Here is a 22,845-nt window from a genome sequence, read left to right as displayed (position 1 = left end):
CGAGTTCAGTTGCCGGCCGCCAGGATTGCCAGCAGCAGCTCCGCGCGCACCCGAGCGCTGTCCAGATCGCAGCCGAGCAGGTCCTGAGCGGTGGCGATGCGCTTGCGCAGCGTGTGCCGGTGCACGCCGGTCGCGGCGGCCGCGGCCTCCCACTGACCGTTCGCCTCCAGATAGGCGCGCAGCGAGTTGAGCAGATCGGTGCCGTGCGCGGAGTCGTGATCGGTGAGCGGGGTCAGCACCGTCTTGGCCAGGGTGTCCAGTACCTGGCGGGTGGAGTCGAAGGACAGCAGTGATCTACCCGTGAGAGCACCGAATTCAGACGGCGCGCTCCCGCGTTCGGCGGCTGTAGCCGCCAGGGCCGCGGCGTCGGCGGCAGTGACCAGCTCGGGCAGAGGATGCTCGCCGCTCAAGCCGAAGCGCACCGACCGGCTGGTACCGGGGGACAGGTCGGCGGCCAGTTCACGAGCGAAGGCCACGGCCGCGACCCCGGGCAGCACCAACCGGATACAGCGGTCGAGCAGATGCAGGAACAGCGGATGCCCCGAGCGCACCGCCATGCTCTCGGCGACCGAACGAATATCGTCGACCGCGTCCAAGGTGTCGCAGTCGGCGGCGAGCACCCGGATCCGCCCGGCCGCATCGGCGGCCTGAGCCAGATGCGTCCACGCCGGAGCCAGATTCGCCTCATGACTCAACAGCAGACCGAGCACGGTGCTGTTCAAGCGGTGCTGGGCCTCCCACAGTCGCGCCGGCTTCTCGAAATCCAAGGCCAGCAGCGAATTCGCGTGACCGAGCAGAATCTGATCGACCGCGCTGAGCGGTACGGGGCTGACCACCACCAGATCGCCGTGCACGCGGCCACCCACCCCGATGCGCTGATGGGTGATCGACTGGCCGTGCACGGTGTGCACACCGCTGGCCGCGGCCGGATCCGAGCCCAGTGTGGTGCGCACCGTGTGCAGCAGTTCGTCATCGGGGGCATCGGGATGCACATCGGTGATCCGGGTTTCGGCATCGAGCACCAGCACGGTCGCGCGCAGCGAGGTGGCGAGTTCACGCACAATGGCCCGCGCGCCCGAGCGGACCAGGGCGCGGGTCATGCGGGGCTGGGCGCGCGAGGCACGCAGCAGGGCGTCGTATTGCAGCTGCGCCGAACGCTCGGTTACGCGTTTGACGATGGCCGCGAACGGGGTCGGCAGCGGAACCTCGAAGAGCGGCATGCCGATATCGTCGGCGACCTTGATCAGGTCGTCAGGGATCTCGGGATGGGTGAGACCGATGCCGAAACCGACTCCGGCGACGCCTCGTTCATTGAGTCTGCGCAGGTAGGTGGCACGGTCGGCGGCCGCCGCGGGTAGGCGCATGCCGGTGGTGAGTACCAGTTCGCCGCCCGAGAGCCAGCGGAAAGGGTTCTCCAGTTCGGTCGTAATGACCAGATCGATGGTCCGGCCGATGCCCGCGGCCCCTCCGCGCAGCGGAATCGCCAGATCAGGCTGGGACAGGACCCAACTCACCGGTACGGACACGTAACTCCTTTCGCAGATTTGCGAGTGTACAGAGTGTCGAAGACACGCCCCCGCGATAACCGTTTCGGCACTCACCTACCGGCGAGTCACGGCGCACACTGTCGGGAACACGCACGACAACAGCACACCGCGCCTCCGGGAGATGAACAGTGACCTCAGCATCGAGTCCCGTGCTCCAGAACTACATCGACGGCGAGTTCGTCGCGTCGTCGGGCACCGCCGCCCTCGACCTCGTGAGCCCGGTCGACGAAAGCGTGACCGGGCAGGCCCCGATCTCCAACGCCGCCGATGTGGACGCCGCCATGACCGCCGCCGCGCGCGCGTTCGAGACCTGGGGCAAGACCACGCCCGGCGCGCGCCAGGCCGCACTGCTGAAGCTGGCCGATGCCATCGAGGCGCACAGCGATGAACTGGTCGAGGCGCAGTCCCGCAATACCGGGCAGCCCAAGGCCATTATCGCCGCCGAAGAAGTCGCGGTGAGCGCCGATCACATTCGCTTCTTCGCCGGGGCCGCAAGGCTTTTGGAGGGTCGCGCGGCCGGGGAGTATATGGAGGGTTTCACCTCGCATGTGCGCCGCGAGCCGATCGGCGTGGTCGGGCAGGTGACGCCGTGGAACTACCCGTTCATGATGGCCATCTGGAAGATCGGGCCGGCGCTGGCGGCCGGAAACACCGTGGTCCTCAAGCCGAGCGACACCACGCCGGAGAGCACACTGGTGCTGGCGAAGATCTCGAAAGGCATTCTGCCGGACGGTGTTCTGAACGTCGTGCTCGGTGACGCCGGCACCGGCGAGGCGATCGTGAACCATCCGACGCCCGGCCTGGTGTCGATCACCGGATCGGTGCGCGCGGGCATCGCGGTCGCCGGTGCGGCGGCCACCCAACTCAAGCGCACGCACCTCGAGCTCGGCGGTAAGGCACCCGCGGTGGTGTTCGCGGATGTCGATATCGACGCCACCGCAAGCAATATCGCCATGGCCGCGTTCTTCAATGCCGGACAGGACTGCACCGCCGCCACCCGCGTACTGGTGCACGAATCCGTTCACGATCAGCTGGTGGACGCGCTGGTACGCAGCGCCGAGACCCTCAAAACGGGCCTGCCCGATGATCCGGAGACCTTCTACGGTCCACTCAACAACATCAACCACTTCAACACCGTCATGGGTAAATTGGCGGCGCTGCCGGGTCACGCCAAGGTGCGCACCGGCGGGCAGCGGGTGGGGGAGCAGGGCTTCTTCGTCGCGCCGACGGTGATTACCGATGTGCGCCAGGATGATTCGATCGTGCAGGACGAGACCTTCGGGCCGGTGCTGACGGTGCAGTCCTTCCGCGACACCGACGAGGCCATCGAGCTGGCCAATGGTGTGCGCTACGGCTTGGCCTCCAGTGTCTGGACCCGCGATCACAGCACCGTCGAACTGCTCACCCGCGCACTGGATTTCGGTGCGGTGTGGGTGAACTGCCATATCCCGCTGGTGGCCGAGATGCCGCACGGCGGATTCAAGCAGTCCGGATACGGCAAGGACCTCTCGGTGTACAGCGTCGAGGAGTACACCCGGATCAAGCACGTCATGAGCGCCCACTAGTACGCCATTTCCCCACCAGCCCTTCACCTTTCGACCAGGAGTTCACTACCGTGACCGAGATCGCCTACCGTCTGCCGCAGCAGCGCACCCTCAGCACCGCGCTGCCCGGGCCGCTTTCGGCCGCGTGGGCCGAACGCCGTAAGGCCGCCGTGGCCGCCGGGGTCGGCTCCTCCGTGCCGGTGTACGCCGCGGACGCGGACGGCGGGGTGATCGTGGACGTGGACGGCAATTCGCTCATCGATCTGGGCTCCGGTATTGCCGTCACCAGCGTGGGAGCATCCAATCCGGCGGTGGCCGCGGCCATTTCCGAACAGGCCACGCATTTCGCGCACACCTGCTTCATGATCACCCCGTACGAGGGTTATGTGCGGGTGGCCGAGGAGCTGGCCGCGCTCACGCCCGGCGATCACGATAAGCGGACGGTGCTGTTCAACTCCGGAGCCGAGGCGGTGGAGAACGCCATCAAGATCGCGCGGCTCGCCACCGGGCGCAGTGCGGTGGTGGCGTTCGACCACGCGTATCACGGTCGGACGAACCTCACCATGGCGCTCACCGCGAAATCGATTCCGTACAAGACGAACTTCGGACCGTTCGCGCCGGAGATCTACCGGATGCCCATGTCCTATCCGTACCGTGACGAATCGACACTGACGGGTGAACAGGCCGCGCAGCAGGTGATTTCGCGCATCGAAACCCAACTCGGGGCGCAGACGGTGGCGGCGCTGATCATCGAACCCATTCAGGGTGAGGGCGGATTCATCGTGCCCGCACCGGGATTCCTGCCCACGCTGTCGAAGTGGGCGACCGCCAATGGCGTGGTCTTCATCGCCGACGAGGTACAGACCGGATTCGCCCGCACCGGAGCCTGGTTCGCCTGCGAGCACGAGGGCGTGGTGCCGGACCTGATCACCATGGCCAAGGGTATTGCCGGTGGTATGCCGCTCGCGGCGGTCACCGGGCGGGCCGAACTGCTCGACGCCGTGCACGCGGGCGGACTCGGCGGCACCTACGGCGGCAATCCCATCGCGTGCGCGGCCGCGCTGGCCACCATCGAACAGATGCGGGAGCTCGACCTGTGCTCGCGGGCACGGGAAATCGAGGCGATCGCGCTACCGCGACTGCGGGCGCTGGCCGAGGAGACCGGTGTCATCGGTGATGTGCGCGGGCGCGGTGCCATGCTCGCCATCGAAATCGTCAAGCCCGGCACGGGATTGCCGGATCCGGTACTGACCAAGGCCGTGGCGGCGGCCGCCCTCACGCAGGGCGTGGTGGTACTGACCTGCGGCACCTACGGCAATGTGATCCGGCTGCTGCCGCCCCTGGTGATCGGCGATGAGCTGTTCATCGACGGGCTGACCGTGCTCGCCGACGCCTTGCGCGCGGAAATCGCCTGAGAACCAACGACTTCGAGCTAGGAGATTCGAGAATGCCCGACGTGGCAGCGCTACCGGCCGGGGTGCCGACCCAACTGTGGATCGGCGGGGTGCAGACACCCGCCGAGGGTGGACGTACCTTCCCGGTACACAATCCCGCCACCGGGGGAGTACTGATCGAGGTGGCCGATGCCAGTGCCGCCGATGGGGCCGCCGCCCTCGACGCGGCCACCGCCGCTCAGCCGGCCTGGGCCGCCACACCGGCCCGCGAACGTGCCGAAATCCTGCGCCGCGCATGGGAACTCGTGATGGCGCGGCGCGATGACTTCGCGATGCTGATGACCCTGGAAATGGGTAAGCCACTCGCCGAAGCCCAGGGTGAGGTCACCTACGGTGGTGAATTCCTGCGCTGGTTCGCCGAAGAGGCGGTGCGCATCAACGGCCGATACACGCCGTCGCCGTCGGGCAATGGGCGAATTCTGGTCACCAAGCAGCCCGTCGGGCCGACCCTGGCGATCACGCCGTGGAACTTCCCGCTCGCCATGGGAACTCGTAAGATCGCCCCGGCTTTTGCCGCCGGCTGCACAATGGTGGTCAAGCCGGCCGCCGAGACGCCGTTGACCATGCTGCTGCTGGGGCAGGTATTCGCAGAGGCCGGGCTCCCGGCCGGAGTGCTCTCCATTCTGCCGACCTCGCGGGCCGCGCAGCTCACCGATCCCATGTTCGAGGACGATCGGCTGCGTAAGGTCACCTTCACCGGTTCCACCGGAATCGGCAAACGCCTTGTCGCGCAATCGGCTTCGCGACTGCTGCGCACCTCGATGGAGCTCGGCGGCAATGCGCCGTTCGTGGTCTTCGCCGATGCCGATCTCGATGCGGCCGTCGACGGGGCCATGCTCGCCAAGATGCGCAATAACGGTGAGGCGTGCACGGCCGCCAATCGATTCCACGTGGACAACACCGTGCGCGCCGAGTTCACCTCGCGGCTCACCGAACGTATGCGCGCGTTGAAGATCGGCCCCGGGTATCTCGAGGGTGTGCAGGTCGGTCCGCTCATCAATAAGAATCAGCTCGACACCGTCGCCGAACTCGTCGACGACGCCGTGGCCAAGGGCGCGAAGGTCACCACCGGTGGCGCGAGCCTGCCCGGTGAGGGCTGGTTCTATGAACCCACCGTGCTCGCCGATGTGCCCGCCGATGCCCGCATTCTGCGCGAAGAGGTCTTCGGCCCGGTCGCGGCGATCACCGGCTTCGATACCGAAGCCGAGGGTGTGACCGCCGCCAACAACACCGAATACGGTTTGGCCGCATACATTTACACCACGTCGCTGGACCGCGCGTTCCGCGTGGCCGATGCCGTGGAATCGGGCATGGTGGGCATCAACCGGGGCATCATCTCCGATGTGGCCGCGCCGTTCGGCGGTATCAAGGAGTCCGGGCTCGGCCGCGAAGCCGGGACCGAGGGTATCGAGGAGTACCTCGAAACCAAGTACATCGCCCTCTGAGAACTACGCCGACTGCCGGCGAACCACGGCGACGGGGATCTCCCGGGTCGTATTGCGCCGGTACTCGTCGAATTGGGGCATGAGTTCGACCATGCGCTCATACAGTTCGGCGCGTTCCGGACCGGTGACGAATTCGGCTTCGCCGGTGAAGGTTTCGGTCCCCAGCTCGACCGTGAGCTGGGGGTTGGCGCGCAGGTTGTGATACCAGGCCGGATGCTTGTCCCCGCCGCCGTTCGATGCGATGATCGCGATGCGCTCCCCATCGGCGACATACACCAGCGGATTGGTGATCGCGCGACCGGATTTCGCGCCCGTCGTCGTAATGAGGACCATATTGTCGCGGCCTTCGAAGGGGCCGCCGACCTTGCCGTTATTGGCGCGGAACTCTTCGATCACGCTCTCGTTGAATGCGTTCATTTCACCCGTCCTCTCGTGGTTACCCACGCACCAACCTGCGGCATGGGCGCGAAATTCCGTGTGCGGCAGATCAAGTGGTGACGGTGGACAGCACCGTGGTGACCATCTTGCGAACTGTGGCCGACTCCGGTGGCGCGCTGGTTCGGTCGGCGAACAGGAGATGGCCCGCGCCGATGAGGGTCGGAGCGAGGGTGTCGATATCGGCCTCGGGGGTGAGGCGGCCCAGATCGCGTTCGGCGACAAGGTAGTCGGCGATCATGACGGTCGCTTCGGAGAGCAGCGGCACGCCGATCGGGCGGGTGCGGCGTAGTCGGGTGCGTAGTTCGTCGCGGAAGATGATCAGGCTGACAATGGCCACCCCGACCGGGCCGAAGACCTTGCTCACCGCATCGGTGAGGTTCGCGTCGACCGTGCCGGAGCCCGCGGATTCGCGCAGTTCGGTGGCATCGTGGCCGAGGCGGGTGATGCGGTCGCGGACGAGTTCGGTGAGGAAATCGTCGAAATCGGAGAAGTGGCGGTGCAGTACACCTTTCGCGCAGCCCGCCTCGTCGGTGACGGCCCGGCTGGTGAGGCCACCCGGCCCGTCCCGCAGCAGCACGCGTTCGGCGGCGCCGAACAGTTGTTCGCGGACATCACGCAGGGCTACACCGGTCGGCACCGTAAAACCTTCTCTCGCATAGGCACTCGTTCGGACATCGTTGACGAGTGGGCATGTGCCCACTAGAGTGGGCACATGCCCACAATACCGTATGAACCGGCGGGTCAGCCCAGGCCGGAGCCACATTTGCACCGCCAGGTCGCCGAATCATTCGGCGTGGACGCCGCACGGTACGACCGCACCCGCCCGCACTATCCCGAGGCCATGGTGGCGCGCATCGTGGCCGAGAGCCCCGGGCCGGAGTTGCTCGATATCGGTTGCGGAACAGGCATAGAGGCCCGCCAATTTCTAGCGGCGGGGTGCAGGGTCCTGGGTGTGGAACCCGATACGCGCATGGCCGAATTCGCCCGGGCCACGAGGGTGCCAGTCGAACTCGGCACCTTCGAGACCTGGGATCCGGCCGGGCGGGAATTCGATGCGGTCATTGCCGGGCAAGCCTGGCATTGGGTCGATCCAGTCGTGGGGGCCGGAAAGGCTGCGGCGGTACTGCGTCCCCGCGGCAGGTTCGCCGCCTTCTGGAATGCCTCCGAGCCGCCGGCGGCGATCACCGACGCCTTCATCACGGCCTTTCAGCGCGTGCTACCCGAGTCACCGTTCAAGGTCGAGGCAATGCGGTTGGGCCGCAAGGGATATCCGGCGCTGACCGATCGGGCCGCCGACGGCATCCGCACGTCCGGGCTGTTCGCCGACCCGGAGCTGTGGCGATTCGACTGGGAGCAGTCCTACACCCGGGCCGAATGGCTCGATGTCCTACCCACGCAGGGCGGGCTCACGCGGCTCGCGCCGGAACCGCTCGGGGTCGTCTTGAATGAAGTCGGAGCGGCGATCGACGCGCTCGGCGGGAGCTGCACCGTGCGGTACGCGACCGTGGTGGTTACCGCGACCCTCGCCTGATCGCGTTCGCGCCTACTCGCTCTCGAAGCCGTGCGCCTGGGCCACCAGGTCGTAGAAGACCCAGACACCGCCCTTATGATACGAGTCCGGATGCTCCGAACCGCCCAGGAACGGATAGGGGGTGGCGATGTAGACCTCTTCGTCGTTCAGGGGTCCGAGGCGGCGGCGAATGGCCACAACATGTTTGGGCTGCAGGATATAGGTGATGAAATCCGGGTCGAAGAGGACGCGGTCGACGAAGGCGGAGATATCGGTGAAGACGCCGTAGTCCTTGGTGCCGGGGAAGTACGGGTCCAGGACGCCGTATTCGCCGGTGCGGGTGCTCATGAGGAAGGCGTGGCCGAGATCGGTGTAGCCGACGACACGATCGAATTGGGGGAACTGGGGTGCCCACGCGGGCATCACCTGGTCGAGGTGATGTGGTCCGACGAGTTTGAAGTGCACGCTAGTCACTGGCCCTATCCAACCAGAGTGGTCCGGCGTCACCGCAGGTGGTGTCCCTCGGACCCTGCTCAGTCGAGTTCGTGGACGGCCTCGTAATCCGCTTCGAAGCTGCGCTCACGGCGACGCTCACGCAGCTTCCAGAGGATCAGGCCGACAATGATCAGGATCGCGACACCGATGGCGATATCGCGGCCCACGGTCTTGGCGACCCGCTCGTAGGAATTACCGGCGATATAACCGAGCACCACGAATGTTGCGCCCCACACGATTCCACCGAAGGCATTGAAGGCCAGGAAGCGGCGGTACGGCATCTTCGAGGTGCCCGCGAGGGCGGGCATCATGGCACGGAAGAAGGCGGTGAAACGACCGAGGAAGACCGCCCAGCCACCCCGCTTGGCCAGGAAATCCTGGGCCTGTTCGACCCGGCCGCGATGCTTGTCCAGCATGCGCACGGCCAGCAGGCGCGGGCCGACCTTCTTACCGACCTCGTAACCGACGCTGTCACCCACAATGGCGGCCACCACCACCAGCACGATCATGGCCCAAAGCTGTACGTGCCCTTGGCTTGCCGCGACGCCACCGAGCACCGCCGCCGTCTCACCCGGAACCACGAAGCCGACGAAGATGGCGTCCTCGACGAAGACCAGCGCGGTGACAATGAGGTAGACCCACACCGGGGCTATGTCCAGGATCCGGTGCAGCAGCGAGTTCATGCCCGCCACGGTACCCAGTCCCCGCGCCGGGCCGGATACCGAATGCCCACAGCCCCAATCCGATCGAGTAATCCCGGTCAGCAGGTCTCCGGCATCGGCATCTCCGCTTTCCCGAACCTGGGCGCGTACCACGCCTCCGAGTGGGCTCGTGCGCTAGGCGCCGGGGGGCGGTATAGCGCCGAAGCCCTTCAATTCCCGTGGGGTGTGGTCGGCTTCGAAGGTGGAGCCGCCCGGCCCGTAGCTGCCGATCACAGTGTGGTCGGCATCCCACAGGACTCCGTACACGGGCAGTCCGAATCGGGCGGCGAATTCTTCGACGTCGAAGGGTGTCGCCAATTCGATCTCGTGGGTGCGCGCGATATGGGCGGCATACCCCTGTAGTGCGTTGGCGAAAGCGTTTGCCGCACCGACGGTCTCGACGATGGTCGCCCATGCCCCGCAGCGGGCGCAATGCCATGACGCGCGATCGCATCCGCCGGTTACCCCGACGGCGGGTGCGGTACCGCCGGCCTGCTCGGCCGGTAGATGTGGTCGTCGCGGGTCGGCCTCCCGGGCCGCCCACACCATGTCCCGCCAGGCCGCGAGCACATCGAATCCGGTGTGCGCCGCCGATTCCAGCGGTGTCGGTCCGACGAACATCGACCCCGGGCACAGCACCCGGCTGGTGTCGCGGGCGTGCCGGTAGTTGTCGTCGAAGGTACGCACCAGGCGCATCTGTTCCATGCGCTCGGTAATGGCCAATCCATGCCATTCGCGCCCGCAGCGCGGGCACCGCTCCTGATTCACATTCGCGTCATACCCGGACCGATTCTCATATGCCGCGAGCTGCTCACCCACCAGGCGATCGATGCGGTCGACGATTTCGCGGTCGATCATGATCGCGAGAATAGTCGCCGACGGTTAACCGGCGGCTCGCCGTGGTATCGACATGGTTTCAGTGCCGAGGGGTACCGCCACGCCAGCCGCGCACCACTCCGATGACTCCGGCGAGGAAGACGATCGGACCGATGATCGACCAGGTGACGGTATTGCTCATCGAGCTGCCCGAGAGCACTCCGAAGCCCTGGAGCGACCAGAGCAGACCGAGTAGGGCGAAGATGACGCCGAGCGCGACTCGCCTGGGACTGCGCATAGCGGGGCCTTTCAGTCATACCGCCTGTGGGCGGTTCCGACTCAACGGTAACCGTCCAGGGTGGGCGAGCACCCGAACACCGTGGATAGTGGAGTCGTGCCCGCAGACAAGGCTTCCGACTTCGAGGATCCGGGCGTGCCTGTCGGACGACGGGTGGTGCTGGGATTGCTCGCCGCCGCGGCGGCTGGGGTGCTGGGCGGTGCGTCGATTCAGCGCGGATTGTCGGCGGTGCTCGGTCCGATCGGCAATCATGATCCGACCGGTCTGGTCGGACTGTTGCCGGTGGGCAATACCTTCCGCTTCTATTCGGTCACCCGAGGTGCGCCACGGCGGGATGCGAGCAACTATCGGCTCGATATCACCGGATTGGTCGGGACCCCATACAGTCTTACCCTCCCCGAACTGCAAGCCATGCCGCAGACCACCCTGGTCCGCGACTTCCAATGCGTCACCGGCTGGCGGGTACCCGAAGTACGTTGGAGCGGAGTGCGATTGGCCGACCTACTGGACCACGCGAAAGTCGACAGCACGGCGACGGCGGTGCGATTCATCTCGTTCGACGGCACCTATACCGAGAGCCTCACTCTCGCCCAGGCGCGCCGCGATGATGTGCTCGTCGCATTGGAGATGATCGACGGCCCGGTCACCCACGATCACGGCGGGCCCGTGCGGCTCTACGTCGCGCCCATGTACGGATACAAGAGTTGCAAATGGCTCTCCGGGATCGAACTGACCCGCGAGGTGGAGCCCGGGTACTGGGAGTATCGGGGCTACTCCATCGACGGCTGGGTCGGTGCGTCGAATGGTCGTGACGATGACCCGACCAGCTGATCTCCACCGCTTCGCGCGGGCCGAACGCTGGGTGCACTGGCTGGCCGCCGTCCTCGTATCGAGTTGCATCATCACCGCGGCGGTCCTCTACAACGGTTCGCTCGCGGTGCTGGTCGGCAATCGGCGCATTGTCGAAATCGTGCACGTGTATTCGGGTTTCGCGCTGCCGGTGCCGATTCTGCTCGGCCTCGCCTCGCGCGCGTATCGGGCCGATCTGTCCCGGCTGAATCGGTTCACGCGCGCCGACTGGCTGTGGCTTCGCTCCAAAACCCGCCGCTTGGCGGGGACCGCGGTCGGGAAGTTCAATGCCGGACAGAAACTCAATGCCGCGCTGAGCGCCGGATCGATCTTCGTCCTGCTCGGCACCGGCACCATCATGTTCTTCCCCGACTGGACCCGCCTGGCCTGGCGCACCGGCGCGACCCTCATGCACGACTGGTTCGCACTCGCCTTCGGCATTCTCGTGGTCGGCCATCTCATGTACGCGCTGCGCGATCGAGAAGCCATGCGCGGCATGCTCACCGGTGATGTCTCCAAGACCTGGGCGGCCCGCGAACACGAACTCTGGGCGGTACAGCAGGATTCGGCGGAGGAGTCGAGCTAGCGTCCGGTCACCGGGAACTCCGCCCGCCGTGACCCGGGTCACGGTTACCTTCGGAACAGCCCCACCGTTCGGCGGGGCGGATTTCGTGAGTGGTTCGAAAGGTGCGGGCATGTCGCACAAGGTTGTTCAACGGGTAGCGGAGCTCGCTGCCCAGCTCGCGGCGCACGCCGAGGAGACCGAGCAGGCGGGCAAACTCTCCGACAAGAGTGTCGCGCTGGTGCGCGAGGCCGGGGTCATGCGAATGCTGCAGCCCACCGACTTCGGCGGATACGCCGCGCACCCCAGGGATTTCGCGGAGGCCGTGATGGCGGTCGCCGGCGCCTGCGGCTCCACCGGCTGGGTGTGCGGGGTCGGCGGGGTGCATCCGTGGGAGATGGCGTTGATGGATCGCCGTCTACAGGAAGAGGTTTGGGGCGAAGACCCCGACACCTGGATCGCCTCACCGTACGCGCCGCAGGGCGTGGCCACCCCGACCGACGGCGGATACGTGCTGCGCGGGCGCTGGAGCTTCTCCTCCGGAACCGATCACTGCGACTGGATCTTCCTGGGCGCCATGATCGGAAACCCGGACGGCACACCGATGATGCCGCCGCGCACCCTGCACGTGGTGCTGCCGCGCGCGGACTACACGATCGTCGACGACTCCTGGGATGTCATCGGCCTGTGCGGGACGGGCAGCAAGGACGTCATCGTCGACGGCGCGTTCATTCCGCAATACCGCACCATCGATTCGGAGGAAGTGGCCTCGGGTACCCTGGCCGCCGACCGCGCCGGGCGCACCGAAACCGTGTACCGGCTGCCGTTCTGGGCCATGTTCCCGCTCGGCATCACCGCCGCGGTCATCGGCATCGCCGAGGGCGCGCTCGCCGCACACCTGGACTACCAGCGCAATCGCATCACCGCGATGGGCACCGCTATCAAGGACGATCCGTACGTCCTGTACGCGATCTCCGAGGCCGCCTCCGAGATCGCGGCATCGCGCTCGCAACTCCTGGACGGCATCAGCCGCCTCTACGATCTCGCCGACGCCGGCAAAACCATCGCCTTCGAGGATCGTTCCGTGGTGCGCCGCAATCAGGTCCGCTGCGCCTGGCGCGCGGTCTCGGCGGTGGATGAGATCTTCGCTCGCTCCGGCGGCAATGCGGTGCGCAAGAACAATGCGCTGCAACGCTTCTGGCGTGACGCGCACGTGGGCCTGCAGCACGCGATCCACATTCCGGGTTCCATCTACCACTCCGACGCACTCACCTCGATGGGCGTCGAACCCCAGGGCATGCTCCGCGCCCTGATCTGAGACCCCATACTGACGAAGGTCTTCGGTTCGGAACCGAGGGCCTTCGTCTTGTGTCGAGAGGGGGACTTGACAACGCGACCGCCGCTTCCACCAGCGGAAACCTGATCCGCTTCGCGCATACTGCTTGCAAACTGCTACCACTCGGCACTACCGTCTCGACAAGTGGTTGCAAATCGCAATCAGAAGGGGTCACCATGCTGAAGCAGGTCGCGGAGGGTGTGCTGATCCATCAGAGCGAGTTCTGCCAGAGCAATGCCGTTGTCGTGCAAGGCCGGAGCGGCGCGCTGCTTATCGATGCCGGGATATACGGCGACGAAATGACCTGTCTCGCAGACGACTTGGCCGAATCAGGCCAAACCGTTGTGGCGGGTTTCTCGACGCATCCGCATTGGGATCACGTGCTGTGGCACGCCAGGCTCGGCGCAGCGCCCCGTTACGGCACCGCCCGCTGCGCGGCGGTTATCCGAGATCGGCTGTCGGGTCCGGACCGGAAGGACAGCATCGCCGGGATGATTCCAGCCGACATCGCCGAGCAGATGTCGTGGGACCTGTTCGGCCTCATTACCGGCCTACCTGCCGAAACCGCGCAGATTCCCTGGGACGGCCCGCACGTCCGGATAATCGAGCATCAGGCCCACACCCCAGGTCATGCGGCACTGTTGATCGAGGAACGCGGCGTTCTCGTCGCCGGTGACCTGCTTTCCGACGCCATGATTCCGATGCTCAACCCGAACGCGACCGACCCAATCGAGGGCTACCTCACCGCACTGCGGTTAATCGAGGACGTGGCAGACAACGTCGATGTCCTCATCCCGGGCCACGGATCCATCGGCGGAGCCGATCAGGTACGCACACGAATCGACCGGGATCGCGCATACCTACGCGCCTTGCGCGACACCGATACTTGCGACGATCCGCGGGTCGGCCCATCGGCCACCTTCGACTGGATGTCCGGCGCGCATGAACGGCAACTACAGCAACTCGGCCGAGGAAGAGCGTAAGAACAATGCGCCGCAACACTTCTGGCTCCGCGCGCTGATCCGCGATGACTTTTCGAGCGGAACGGACGAAGGCCCCCGGTGTGAACCGAGGGCCTTCGTCTTGTGTCGAGAGGGGGACTTGAACCCCCACGCCCCTAAGGGCACTAGCACCTCAAGCTAGCGCGTCTGCCATTCCGCCACCCCGACTCGGTGTGCTCGACAACAGTAGCCGAGAAGTCGGGGAAAACGTAAATCGGCTGGTACGGGCGGGTTTCCGAGCTATTTCTTGATGAAGATGCCGGCGATGTCGGCGTTCTTGATGGGGGTGTCGCCGTTGGCTTGGATCTGGCAGAGGGTCTGGACCGAGGCCATGCCGATATCGACATTGGTGCCGGACGGTTCGTTCTGATTGCCGGTTTGCTGCTTGATGAATTTGGTGATGGTGATGCGCTGGGTGTCGGCATCCTGGGTCAGGTAGTCGCTGCACTTGGTGTCGCCGCCCTGGTTCACGGCGGTTTTGATCTCGCTGCAGCCGGATAGCAGGGTGACGGCGCACGCGGCGGCGGCCAGGCCGACGCTCCAACGCATGGTTTTCATGCGCGTCACTGTAGAGCGCCGCCCTCACGGGGAAATCCTGGCTGGACCCTGAGATCCCGATAATGAAGTGTGATTTGCGTCACAATACACAGGACATTTCGGGGGTTTCCGATGGCATGGTGGATGCATGTCCGCTGCCTCCGCCGAAACGATCCGGGTCCTCGGCGCCCGCGAGCACAATCTGCGCAATATCTCCCTCGATATCCCCAAGAACAAGATCACCGTGTTCACCGGCGTCTCCGGGTCGGGCAAGTCGTCCATCGTGTTCGACACCATCGCGATCGAATCCCAGCGTCAGCTGTATGCCACGTTTCCCGCGTTCATCGTCAACTTCCTGCCCCGGTACGAGCGTCCGCACGCGGAGGCCATCGAGAATCTGACCGCGCCGGTGATCATCGATCAGAAGGCGGTCGGTGGCGGACCGCGCTCGACGGTCGGGACCATGACCGATATCTACGCGCTCATTCGCGCGCTGTTCGCACGGTTCGGATCGCCCTCGACGGGTCTGGTGTACGACTACTCGTTCAATACGCCGCAGGGCATGTGCCCGGAGTGCGACGGGCTCGGCATGACCGTCACCGCGGATCCCGACAAGCTCGTGGACCGAACCAAATCGTTGAACGACGGCGCGATTCTGCTGCCCGGATACGGTGTGGGCAGCGGAGATTGGCAGCTCTACGGCAATTCCGGGCGCTTCGACCTGGACAAGAAACTCGCCGACTACAGCGATACCGAATGGCATGATCTGCTGCACGGCAGCGGCGGCAAAGTGGAGCTGACCTTCAACAAGGGCACCTGGAAGGCGAATTACGAAGGGCTGGCGGATAAATTCACGCGGTCGCGGCTCAAGCGCGATACCTCCGGACTCTCGGAGAAGACGCGGGAGCAGATGCAGAAGTTCCTCACCGAGGGCATCTGCCCGGCCTGTCACGGTGCGCGGCTGAACGAGAAAGCCTTGGCCACCAAGATCAATGGGCGCAATATCGCCGAGTGGACGGCCCTGCAGATCACCGATCTGATCGAGGTGCTCGAGCAGGTCACCGATCCGGCGGCGCTCGGGCTGGCCGAGGCGAGCCGGATCGCGCTCGGGCGGGTCGCCGATATCGGGCTCGGGTATCTGAGCCTGGACCGGCCGACCTCGACACTCTCCGGTGGTGAGGGCCAGCGGTTGAAGATGATCAAACATCTGGGCAGCACGCTGGTGGGGATGACCTACATCTTCGACGAGCCCAGCGTCGGACTGCATCCGCGCGATGTCGGCCGCCTCAATCACATGCTGGAGGCTTTGCGCGACAAGGGCAATACCGTGCTGGTGGTCGAGCATGATCCCGATGTCATTCAGATCGCCGACCACATTGTCGATGTCGGGCCGCGCGCCGGAGTGCATGGCGGCGAGATCATGTTCACCGGCAGTTTCGCCGAGCTGCGGGTGGCCGACACGCTCACCGGGCAGGGGCTGCGCCGGGCATTCGCGGTCAAGGACGCGTTCCGTGCCGCCGATGGTGAACTGCGCGTGGAGAATGCGAGCGCACACAATCTGAAGGATGTCTCGGTCGGTGTGCCGACGGGCATTCTCACCGCCGTCACCGGTGTCGCCGGATCGGGTAAGAGCAGTCTGATCCGCGATGAATTCATGGCGCGCTACCCGGATTCGGTCTTCGTCGACCAGTCGGCCATTGCCGCCTCCTCGCGCTCGACGCCCGCCACCTACCTGGGGCTGATGGATCCCATTCGCAAGCTCTTCGCCAAGGCGACCGCGAAACCCGCGAGCCTGTTCAGCTTCAACTCCGATGGCGCGTGCACCGAATGCGGTGGGCGCGGGGTGATCATCACCGAGATCGCGTACATGGATCCGGTGACCACGCACTGCGAATCCTGCGACGGGCGGCGGTTCTCCGACGAGGTGCTCGCACTCCGATTGCGTGACAAGTCGATCGCCGATGTGCTGGAGCTGTCGGCGGAGGAGGCGGTCGAGTTCTTCCCCGAGAAGGCATTGAATGCCAAGTTGCGCACCATGATCGAGGTCGGGCTCGACTATCTGAGCCTCGGGCAGGCGATGAGCACGCTCTCGGGCGGCGAGCGGCAGCGCATCAAACTCGCCACGCAATTGCAGCACAGCGGGACCGTCTACGTGCTCGACGAACCCACCACCGGCCTGCACATGTCCGATGTCGACACCCTGCTGCGGTTGATGGACGGCCTGGTCGAGCGCGGCAATACCGTGATCGTGATCGAACACAACCTCGATGTGGTCGCGCACGCCGACTGGGTGATCGACCTCGGACCGGACGGCGGTAAGAACGGCGGCGAGATCGTATTCACCGGCACCCCAGCCGAATTGCTCCGCCACCCGGACTCCCTGACCGGCGAGTACCTGCGACTGTACAAAGATGGCTCGGCTATACGGGGGAGATGAGAGTCGGGCATCGACTGCCAACCCGCATCGACTGCCGTGAGCACTGAAAACGCCCGGCCCGCTCCGCTTTTCGGTCAGTAGGTGGGTGATTGCGCATCGAGTGCCGCGCGCCAGATGCGGGCCTCGGCGGGATTGCCGCGGCGGTCCAGGACCTCGGCCAATCCGGCCATGGCGCGGGCGTCGCCGTGCCCGGCGGCAATGCGCCACCACTGCTCGGCCTCGGCGAGCTGACCCAATCGCAGCAGTACCACCGCCAGGTCGTAGCAGGCGGCCACATGGCCGGAATCGGCTGCCTGCCGCCACAATTGGCAGGCTTGCTGGTCGTCGCCGCGGTGGTGCATGGCCACGCCGAGCTCGTACAGCGCGCCGGTGTAGCGCCCGGCATCGGCGGGCGGAATGGGATCGGGCGGGGTGGGTGCGGTGGCGAATTCCACCACCAGTTCGGTGAAGTCCGGCGGTCCGACGCCGGTGCTGCAGTGCAGCACCAGCCCGGATCTCTCGCGGGTGATGAGCATGCCGTAATTGCCCGACCAGGACACCACATCGCCGAATTCGTCCACCCAGACGGGCGTCAGCGAGATGGCCGCATCCGATTCCGTGGGGCAAATGCGTAGTTCGATGCCGCCGGCCATGGCATCGGACCACACGTCAACCCCACTCAACCGGCGATCGTTCAACACCACGTGACCGCCCTCCACGGCCAGTCCCATCCCTAGTCCGCGCACGCCTCGGCGCGGTGCGGTCGAGCGCAGGGTGAGGGTCACGGTGGTGGGGAAGAGGCCGATGGCCTCCGCATGCAGCGGGTAGACCTTGGCGCCATTCCAGGTCAGGGGCTCGACACTGTCGTATCGGTGCGCCAGCGGAGGTTCGGCCGAGGTCGACACGGCGTATTGATGCGAGCTTGTCATCTGCCCCGCCTTTCACCGGTGCGCGTGCGATGTTCGGGCCCACCGTAATACCGATTGCCGCCGATGAGCGGTATATTTGCCAGGTCTCTTCACCGGCAAATTTCTGGACGCGCGACCGGCGTGACGAGCCCTTTTCGGCAGGTCGCTCGACGTGTTGCACCGAAACACGCGGTGTGTCGTACCGGTTGCGGGCCTGGCGTCATGTTTACTCGACGCCGACGTACCAGCGAACGAGTGAAAGGTAAGGACATATGGCTCTGCCCACCATGACCCCCGAACAACGCTCCGAGGCGCTGGCCAAAGCCGCCGCGGTGCGCAAGGCCCGCTCGGAGTTGATCGCGCAGGTCAAGCAGGGATCGGTCAGTCTGGCGGAGGTGCTCAAGCGCGCAGACAACGAAGACCTGGTCAAGAAGACGAAGGTTGCGGCCGTGATCAAGGCGCTCCCGGGAATCGGCCCCGTCAAGGCCGCCAAGTTGATGGATGAAGCGGAAATCCCGGCCGATCGCCGTATCGGTGGCCTGGGCTCTCGCCAGCGCGCGGCTCTGCTGGAGGCGTTGAGCGCCTGAGTTTCGGGGGGTCGCCTACCGGGTCGAACCCAGGCCCGGAGGCAACCACTCCGCAAGTTCACGGTGACCAATTTGGACCGAAACGGTCACATCCGATAACCTGACTGAGCACACCTGGTCGGGGTGGCGGAATGGCAGACGCGCTAGCTTGAGGTGCTAGTGTCCTTAGGGACGTGGGGGTTCAAGTCCCCCTCTCGACACCGAGAAAGAGCCCTCCTTCGGGAGGGCTTTTTCGTCGTTCGTACTCATCTCTGCGGGGTTCGGACGCCCGCGCAGAGGCTCTTTTCAGCTCGGCGCATCGCCGGTGACGACGCGATCCCAGGCGGTGCGGTAGAGATCGGGGATGGCACGGCGGGGTACAGCGACACGGAGATCGTCGATTCTGTCGCGCCATCCCAGCGTCAGGTTGTGCAGGGGGAGTTTCCAGAGTTCCACGCCGGGTTTGCCGACCCAGCGCGAAGGGATGAAGGCGGTGCGGCCGGCGCTCTTGCGCGGATCCTGGATTGCGAGCTTGCGGGTGAGCAGGAGGTTCTGGGCGGCGGTGTGCCGCAGCGTCTTCCAGCCGTTCCAACGGCGGATATTGCGATCGGTGGGGTCTTTCAGGGTGAGTAGTTGCAGGTACAGGGCGGCGGCATCGGTGTTCAGGCCGAGCTTGTCGGCCACCTCGGCGACCAGGTCGGCGGCGGTGAGCGTGGGGTCGGTCTCGAATCCACCCGGCGGGAGGTCCGCGGCGGCCAGACGAGCCAGGATGCGGTCGCAGTCCGGATCGAAAAGCCAATCCAGGTACGGGAGTTCGTCACGGTAGCCGCCGGCCACCGAACGCAGCAGATCGCTGTGCGCGGTGAAGTCGTAGCTCGCGGGGCGGAATTCCAGATCCCAGTAGCCTTTGTCGTCACCCCAGTAAGAAGCGATCACCAGGCCGTCGTCGTAGCGGCGACGGCCCTGGGAAGATTCGGTGACCGTGACACCGGTGAGCTGCGACAGGGCCTGGATGTCCGGCTCGCGGACCAGTCTCATCTTCAGCACCAGGCCCGGGTCGCGCAGGCGGGCGCGGAGCCGTCCGAGGGTCGGCGCCACTCCCGCGCGTACCGGGTCCCCCTCCGGGAGATGCGAATACGCCCAGCGGCAGGCATCGACGATCGTCGTCCAGCAGTCGACGAAGCCGTGGCCGTCGTCGAGCAGAACCTGGGCCGTTTGCGGTGCGGCGAGGATCGCGCACAGATCGGCGGCCGAGGTCCCGCAATAGCCGGACCCGAAATCCGACTGGACCGCGGCCATGGCGGCTCGAGTCGTCTCCGGCACGATCGGGCGACAACCCAGGCGTTCGATCCACGCGTCGGCGACGCGATGGGCCATCCGCCGCAGACCACCCGGCTGCCACAGGTCGGCCGGATCCTCCGGCAGCGCATCGGCCAGCACGCACATGCCGTCGGGCTCCCACAGCCGCGCCGGGTCCGCGGGCAGCCCCCTGGTGAACAGTGCTGCTGTCGCACCGAATTCGTCGCCCAGATGGTCGCGCAGTTCATCTGCGGCGTCCTCGAGCTCCGCGACCCCGATATCCAGGGCCTTGCGCTGCTGAGTGGTCAGCACCTCCACATAGCGCAGCCGGTCGATACACCCGGACAGCAGGATCGCCGCCGCGGCCTGGCTCAGGGTGGAGTTCGCCGCCAGCACCCTGGGCGCCTCCGAATTCCATTGCAGCGGTCCGCGTTCGCGCACCAGACGTGTGAACTCCCGTAGCTGCGCCGTATCGCCCCAGACGAATTCGACGGCGGTAGCGTGAACTTCGGCCGGACCGCCCATCGCGCGGCGACATTCGACGAACCGCCACGCCCGTCGGACATGTCCGATAGGGACTCTGGTGCGCGCGGCATCGGCCCGCACGCCTTCCTTGTGCTCGCCGGTGACGACCCACAGTCGCGCGGTCCGCTCCGCGAATACGGTCTCGGCCCATACATCGAGAAAGGCCAGCATCAGTTTTCTATCCGGATCGGACAGGGCAAGCGCCGACGCGGCTCGCACCACCGCGGGCCCGATGCCGTGCACGTACTCGCCCCAGGTGGCGGCATGTGCCGGACCCGAATCTCCACCGAAGTGCGCTGACACCACCGGCATTCGCAACTGCGCCGAGGCCAACCGGATCCCATGCAACAGCCCGCGTTTCATAGCCGTTGGTGTGCGAACCGGTGAGTACCCGGCTGTACTCGTCCGGGGCATCCAGCGGATGCTCCGCGATCTCATCCCAGTTCCGTAGTGCCGCTGACTCGTTCATCGAACCCCCGAAGTGCGTCCGGCCCATGGCCGCGTGTCCGCAGTATCGAATCATCCGGCACCGACATCACTTCGGTGTGGTCGTGCCCCCTCTCGACACCGACGAAACGGGCGGCTTCTTCACAGAAGCCACCCGTTTCGCGTTTCCGGGGGCAGCGCGAAACAGACGGACTACCCTGTGCAGGGATGGACGGAGACAATCCACTGGACCAGCCACATACGTCCCGGATATACGACTACTTTCTCGGTGGCAAGGACAACTACGAGATCGATAGGACGGCCGCGCAGGAGATCCTGCGAGCGTGGCCGCATATTCGTGCGGCCGCACGGGTCAATCGCCAGTTCATGCATCGCAGTACCCGGTTCCTGGCGGCGGCGGGTGTGCGGCAGTTCCTCGATATCGGTACCGGGGTTCCCACCGAGCCCAACCTGCATCAGATCGCGCAGCAGACCGCACCGGATTCGCGGGTGGTGTACGTCGACAATGATCCGCTGGTGCTGGCGCATGCGCGTGCGCTGATGACGACGGACAGTAGGTTGGGGGCGACGACCTATATCCACGGTGATGTCACTGATCCGAGGGCGATCCTGGCGGCCCCGGAACTGACCGAGCTGCTCGACCTGAGCAAACCGGTCGGGTTGAGCATGATCGCGCTGCTGCATTTCGTCGAGGCCGATATCAACAAGATCGTGTCGACCTTCCTCGACGCGCTCGCACCCGGCTCCTACCTCGTAATCTGCACCATCACATCCGATTTCGCGCCCGATCAGGTGGAGGCAGCGCAGAACGTCTATCGCGTTCGCAAGCTCCCCGCGCAGGTCCGCACCCACGACGAGGTCACCTCCTGGTTCGACGGACTCGAACTGGTCGAACCCGGTGTCGTACCACCACACCGGTGGGGACTCGAGCAAACCACCGACTTCCCCCGGTCCTATGACGCCAAGGTCTCCTGCTACTGCGGCGTAGCCCGCAAACCCTGACCGCGCGTCGTAGCCGGTGCGGACACCAACACCGGCGCGGCACAGGCAAACTGGCGCGGAGCCGGAGATCCGCGAACCAGAGGAGATGACCAGTGCCGTATCTTCCTGATCCCGCCCGCTATGACGGGGCGATGCGCTATCGCCGGAGTGGACGTTCCGGATTGGATCTGCCGCTGTTGTCGCTCGGGTTCTGGCACAACTTCGGTGATGATCGACCCTTCGAGGGGCAGCGTGCTATCGCGTTGCGCGCGTTCGACTCCGGGATCACGCATTTCGATCTCGCCAATAACTATGGTCCGCCGTACGGCGCCGTCGAGATCAATGCCGGACGGATACTGCGCGAGGATCTGGCCGGCTATCGGGACGAGTTGATCGTCTCCACCAAGGCGGGCTGGGATATGTGGCCGGGGCCGTACGGTCAGGGTGGTGGGTCGCGGAAGTATCTGCTGGCCTCGCTCGATCAGTCCTTGCGCAGGCTCGGGCTGGACTATGTCGATATCTATTATTCGCATCGATTCGATCCGACGACGCCGTTGGAGGAGACCGCGACGGCGCTGGATACCGCTGTGCGGCAAGGGAAAGCCCTGTATGTGGGCATTTCCTCGTATACCGCGCGCGATGCGGCGACCATGGCCGGATTGCTGCGCGAGCTGGGCACGCCGCTGCTCATTCATCAGCCGTCGTATTCGATGCTCAATCGGTGGATCGAAACCGAGGGGTTGCTCGATGCGGCGCAGGCGCAGGGTTTCGGCGTGATCGGCTTCACCGCGCTGGCGCAGGGACTGCTCACCTCGAAGTATCTCGACGGTGTTCCGGCGGGATCACGTGCCACACAGGGCACATCGTTCCAGACCGAATTGCTCACCGAGGCGATGCGGGTCAGGCTGCGCGCGCTGAACGATATTGCCGCCGAGCGTGATCAGAGCCTGGCTCAGCTGGCGTTGGCTTGGGCGCTGCGCGATCCGCGGGTCACCTCGCTGGTGGTCGGCGCGTCCTCGGTGGCGCAGTTGGATCAGAATGTCGGAGCCCTGGCCAATCTCGAATTCACCGCCGAGGAGTTGTCCGCCATCGACAAACTCCTCGATGACGACGGTGAGGTCGACCTGTGGCGCGCGGCCCGGGAAGGCACGCTGTGATCGCGGCCCCGGT

General features: G+C 65.6%; 22 protein-coding genes and 2 tRNA genes. 13 read left to right on the top strand and 11 right to left on the bottom strand.

Translation table 11 applies throughout. From position 1 onward, the window contains the following. Nucleotides 1–5 precede the first annotated feature (5 nt). Nucleotides 6–1,514, bottom strand: coding sequence for a PucR family transcriptional regulator ligand-binding domain-containing protein (locus GFY24_RS22885; RefSeq protein WP_309231217.1), 1,509 nt, complete (start codon nt 1,512–1,514; stop codon nt 6–8). Nucleotides 1,515–1,675: 161 nt separating this feature from the next. Here GFY24_RS22885 and GFY24_RS22880 point away from each other — a divergent pair, with 161 nt between their 5' ends. From GFY24_RS22880 to GFY24_RS22870, 3 genes are read left to right on the top strand one after another with little or no spacing between them, the layout of a single operon-like run. Beyond that, on the top strand, nt 1,676–3,112 hold the full coding sequence (locus GFY24_RS22880; protein ID WP_309231205.1) for a gamma-aminobutyraldehyde dehydrogenase: 1,437 nt from the start codon (nt 1,676–1,678) through the stop codon (nt 3,110–3,112). A gap of 50 nt (nt 3,113–3,162) precedes the next feature. Then, nucleotides 3,163–4,506, top strand: a complete 1,344-nt coding sequence (gene gabT / locus GFY24_RS22875) for a 4-aminobutyrate--2-oxoglutarate transaminase (RefSeq protein WP_309231204.1) — start codon at nt 3,163–3,165, stop codon at nt 4,504–4,506. 32 nt (nt 4,507–4,538) lie between these two features. After that, complete coding sequence (locus tag GFY24_RS22870) at nt 4,539–5,990, top strand: NAD-dependent succinate-semialdehyde dehydrogenase (protein WP_153807110.1); 1,452 nt, start codon at nt 4,539–4,541, stop codon at nt 5,988–5,990. A 3-nt stretch (nt 5,991–5,993) separates the two neighbouring features. Here GFY24_RS22870 and GFY24_RS22865 read toward each other — a convergent pair whose 3' ends face one another. Together GFY24_RS22865 and GFY24_RS22860 are read right to left on the bottom strand one after the other, a co-directional pair. Beyond that, the gene (locus tag GFY24_RS22865) at nt 5,994–6,407 is read right to left on the bottom strand and encodes a nitroreductase family deazaflavin-dependent oxidoreductase (protein ID WP_153807109.1); all 414 of its coding nucleotides are present in this window, start codon (nt 6,405–6,407) and stop codon (nt 5,994–5,996) included. Nucleotides 6,408–6,477: 70 nt separating this feature from the next. Continuing rightward, on the bottom strand, nt 6,478–7,065 hold the full coding sequence (locus GFY24_RS22860; RefSeq protein WP_309231203.1) for a TetR/AcrR family transcriptional regulator: 588 nt from the start codon (nt 7,063–7,065) through the stop codon (nt 6,478–6,480). A gap of 75 nt (nt 7,066–7,140) precedes the next feature. On the opposite strand from GFY24_RS22860, the gene GFY24_RS22855 reads away from it, so the two are divergent. After that, complete coding sequence (locus GFY24_RS22855; protein WP_153807107.1) at nt 7,141–7,959, top strand: class I SAM-dependent methyltransferase; 819 nt, start codon at nt 7,141–7,143, stop codon at nt 7,957–7,959. 12 nt (nt 7,960–7,971) lie between these two features. Here the strand turns inward: GFY24_RS22855 and GFY24_RS22850 are convergent, their stop codons facing one another. From GFY24_RS22850 to GFY24_RS22835, 4 genes are all read right to left on the bottom strand, one after another. Further along, nucleotides 7,972–8,412 carry a T6SS immunity protein Tdi1 domain-containing protein gene (locus GFY24_RS22850; RefSeq protein WP_153807106.1) on the bottom strand — a complete coding sequence of 147 codons (441 nt, stop codon included), beginning with the start codon at nt 8,410–8,412 and terminating at the stop codon, nt 7,972–7,974. Nucleotides 8,413–8,471: 59 nt separating this feature from the next. Beyond that, nucleotides 8,472–9,116, bottom strand: a complete 645-nt coding sequence (locus GFY24_RS22845) for a DedA family protein (protein WP_153807105.1) — start codon at nt 9,114–9,116, stop codon at nt 8,472–8,474. 153 nt (nt 9,117–9,269) lie between these two features. Beyond that, complete coding sequence (locus GFY24_RS22840; RefSeq protein ID WP_153807104.1) at nt 9,270–9,992, bottom strand: hypothetical protein; 723 nt, start codon at nt 9,990–9,992, stop codon at nt 9,270–9,272. Between the two features lie 58 nt (nt 9,993–10,050). Next, nucleotides 10,051–10,248 (bottom strand): hypothetical protein, encoded by a 198-nt coding sequence (locus GFY24_RS22835; protein WP_153807103.1) that lies wholly within the window; start codon nt 10,246–10,248, stop codon nt 10,051–10,053. Nucleotides 10,249–10,344: 96 nt separating this feature from the next. Between GFY24_RS22835 and GFY24_RS22830 the strand changes: the two genes are divergently transcribed. The 4 genes from GFY24_RS22830 (at nt 10,345) to GFY24_RS22815 (ending at nt 13,978) form a co-directional block, all read left to right on the top strand. Beyond that, the gene (locus GFY24_RS22830; protein WP_309231202.1) at nt 10,345–11,079 is read left to right on the top strand and encodes a molybdopterin-dependent oxidoreductase; all 735 of its coding nucleotides are present in this window, start codon (nt 10,345–10,347) and stop codon (nt 11,077–11,079) included. Next, nucleotides 11,063–11,683, top strand: a complete 621-nt coding sequence (locus tag GFY24_RS22825; RefSeq protein ID WP_153807102.1) for a cytochrome b/b6 domain-containing protein — start codon at nt 11,063–11,065, stop codon at nt 11,681–11,683. The genes GFY24_RS22830 and GFY24_RS22825 overlap by 17 nt, the downstream gene beginning before the upstream one ends. 109 nt (nt 11,684–11,792) lie before the next feature. Then, a complete protein-coding gene (locus tag GFY24_RS22820; protein WP_153807101.1) occupies nt 11,793–12,977 on the top strand; it encodes an acyl-CoA dehydrogenase family protein in 1,185 nt (394 codons plus the stop codon). Between the two features lie 194 nt (nt 12,978–13,171). Further along, on the top strand, nt 13,172–13,978 hold the full coding sequence (locus GFY24_RS22815; protein ID WP_153807100.1) for an MBL fold metallo-hydrolase: 807 nt from the start codon (nt 13,172–13,174) through the stop codon (nt 13,976–13,978). A gap of 103 nt (nt 13,979–14,081) precedes the next feature. Here the strand turns inward: GFY24_RS22815 and GFY24_RS22810 are convergent. Further along, nucleotides 14,082–14,164, bottom strand: a tRNA-Leu gene (locus GFY24_RS22810). A gap of 72 nt (nt 14,165–14,236) precedes the next feature. Beyond that, entirely contained in the window at nt 14,237–14,554 is a 318-nt protein-coding gene (locus GFY24_RS22805) for a hypothetical protein (RefSeq protein WP_153807181.1), read from the bottom strand. 127 nt (nt 14,555–14,681) lie between these two features. Here GFY24_RS22805 and GFY24_RS22800 point away from each other — a divergent pair, with 127 nt between their 5' ends. Next, nucleotides 14,682–16,970, top strand: a complete 2,289-nt coding sequence (locus GFY24_RS22800; RefSeq protein WP_153807099.1) for an excinuclease ABC subunit UvrA — start codon at nt 14,682–14,684, stop codon at nt 16,968–16,970. Nucleotides 16,971–17,044: 74 nt separating this feature from the next. Here GFY24_RS22800 and GFY24_RS22795 read toward each other — a convergent pair whose 3' ends face one another. Next, nucleotides 17,045–17,878 (bottom strand): tetratricopeptide repeat protein, encoded by an 834-nt coding sequence (locus GFY24_RS22795; protein WP_153807098.1) that lies wholly within the window; start codon nt 17,876–17,878, stop codon nt 17,045–17,047. A gap of 251 nt (nt 17,879–18,129) precedes the next feature. On the opposite strand from GFY24_RS22795, the gene mihF reads away from it, so the two are divergent. Both mihF and GFY24_RS22785 read left to right on the top strand, forming a co-directional pair. Continuing rightward, the gene (gene mihF / locus GFY24_RS22790) at nt 18,130–18,444 is read left to right on the top strand and encodes an integration host factor, actinobacterial type (RefSeq protein WP_153807097.1); all 315 of its coding nucleotides are present in this window, start codon (nt 18,130–18,132) and stop codon (nt 18,442–18,444) included. Nucleotides 18,445–18,561: 117 nt separating this feature from the next. After that, nucleotides 18,562–18,644: transfer RNA gene (locus GFY24_RS22785), tRNA-Leu, on the top strand. 85 nt (nt 18,645–18,729) lie between these two features. Here GFY24_RS22785 and GFY24_RS22780 read toward each other — a convergent pair. Next, the gene (locus GFY24_RS22780) at nt 18,730–20,610 is read right to left on the bottom strand and encodes a hypothetical protein (RefSeq protein ID WP_153807096.1); all 1,881 of its coding nucleotides are present in this window, start codon (nt 20,608–20,610) and stop codon (nt 18,730–18,732) included. Between the two features lie 291 nt (nt 20,611–20,901). On the opposite strand from GFY24_RS22780, the gene GFY24_RS22775 reads away from it, so the two are divergent. Beyond that, on the top strand, nt 20,902–21,696 hold the full coding sequence (locus GFY24_RS22775) for an SAM-dependent methyltransferase (RefSeq protein ID WP_153807095.1): 795 nt from the start codon (nt 20,902–20,904) through the stop codon (nt 21,694–21,696). A 92-nt stretch (nt 21,697–21,788) separates the two neighbouring features. Beyond that, a complete protein-coding gene (gene mgrA, locus GFY24_RS22770) occupies nt 21,789–22,832 on the top strand; it encodes an L-glyceraldehyde 3-phosphate reductase (RefSeq protein ID WP_309231201.1) in 1,044 nt (347 codons plus the stop codon). Nucleotides 22,833–22,845 lie beyond the last annotated feature (13 nt).

Origin of the sequence: Nocardia sp. SYP-A9097 (assembly GCF_009649815.1) — a bacterium.
Classification (GTDB): domain Bacteria; phylum Actinomycetota; class Actinomycetes; order Mycobacteriales; family Mycobacteriaceae; genus Nocardia.
Note: the sequence above shows the minus strand (reverse complement) of the source record. Positions and strands in the feature narration are given on the sequence as shown.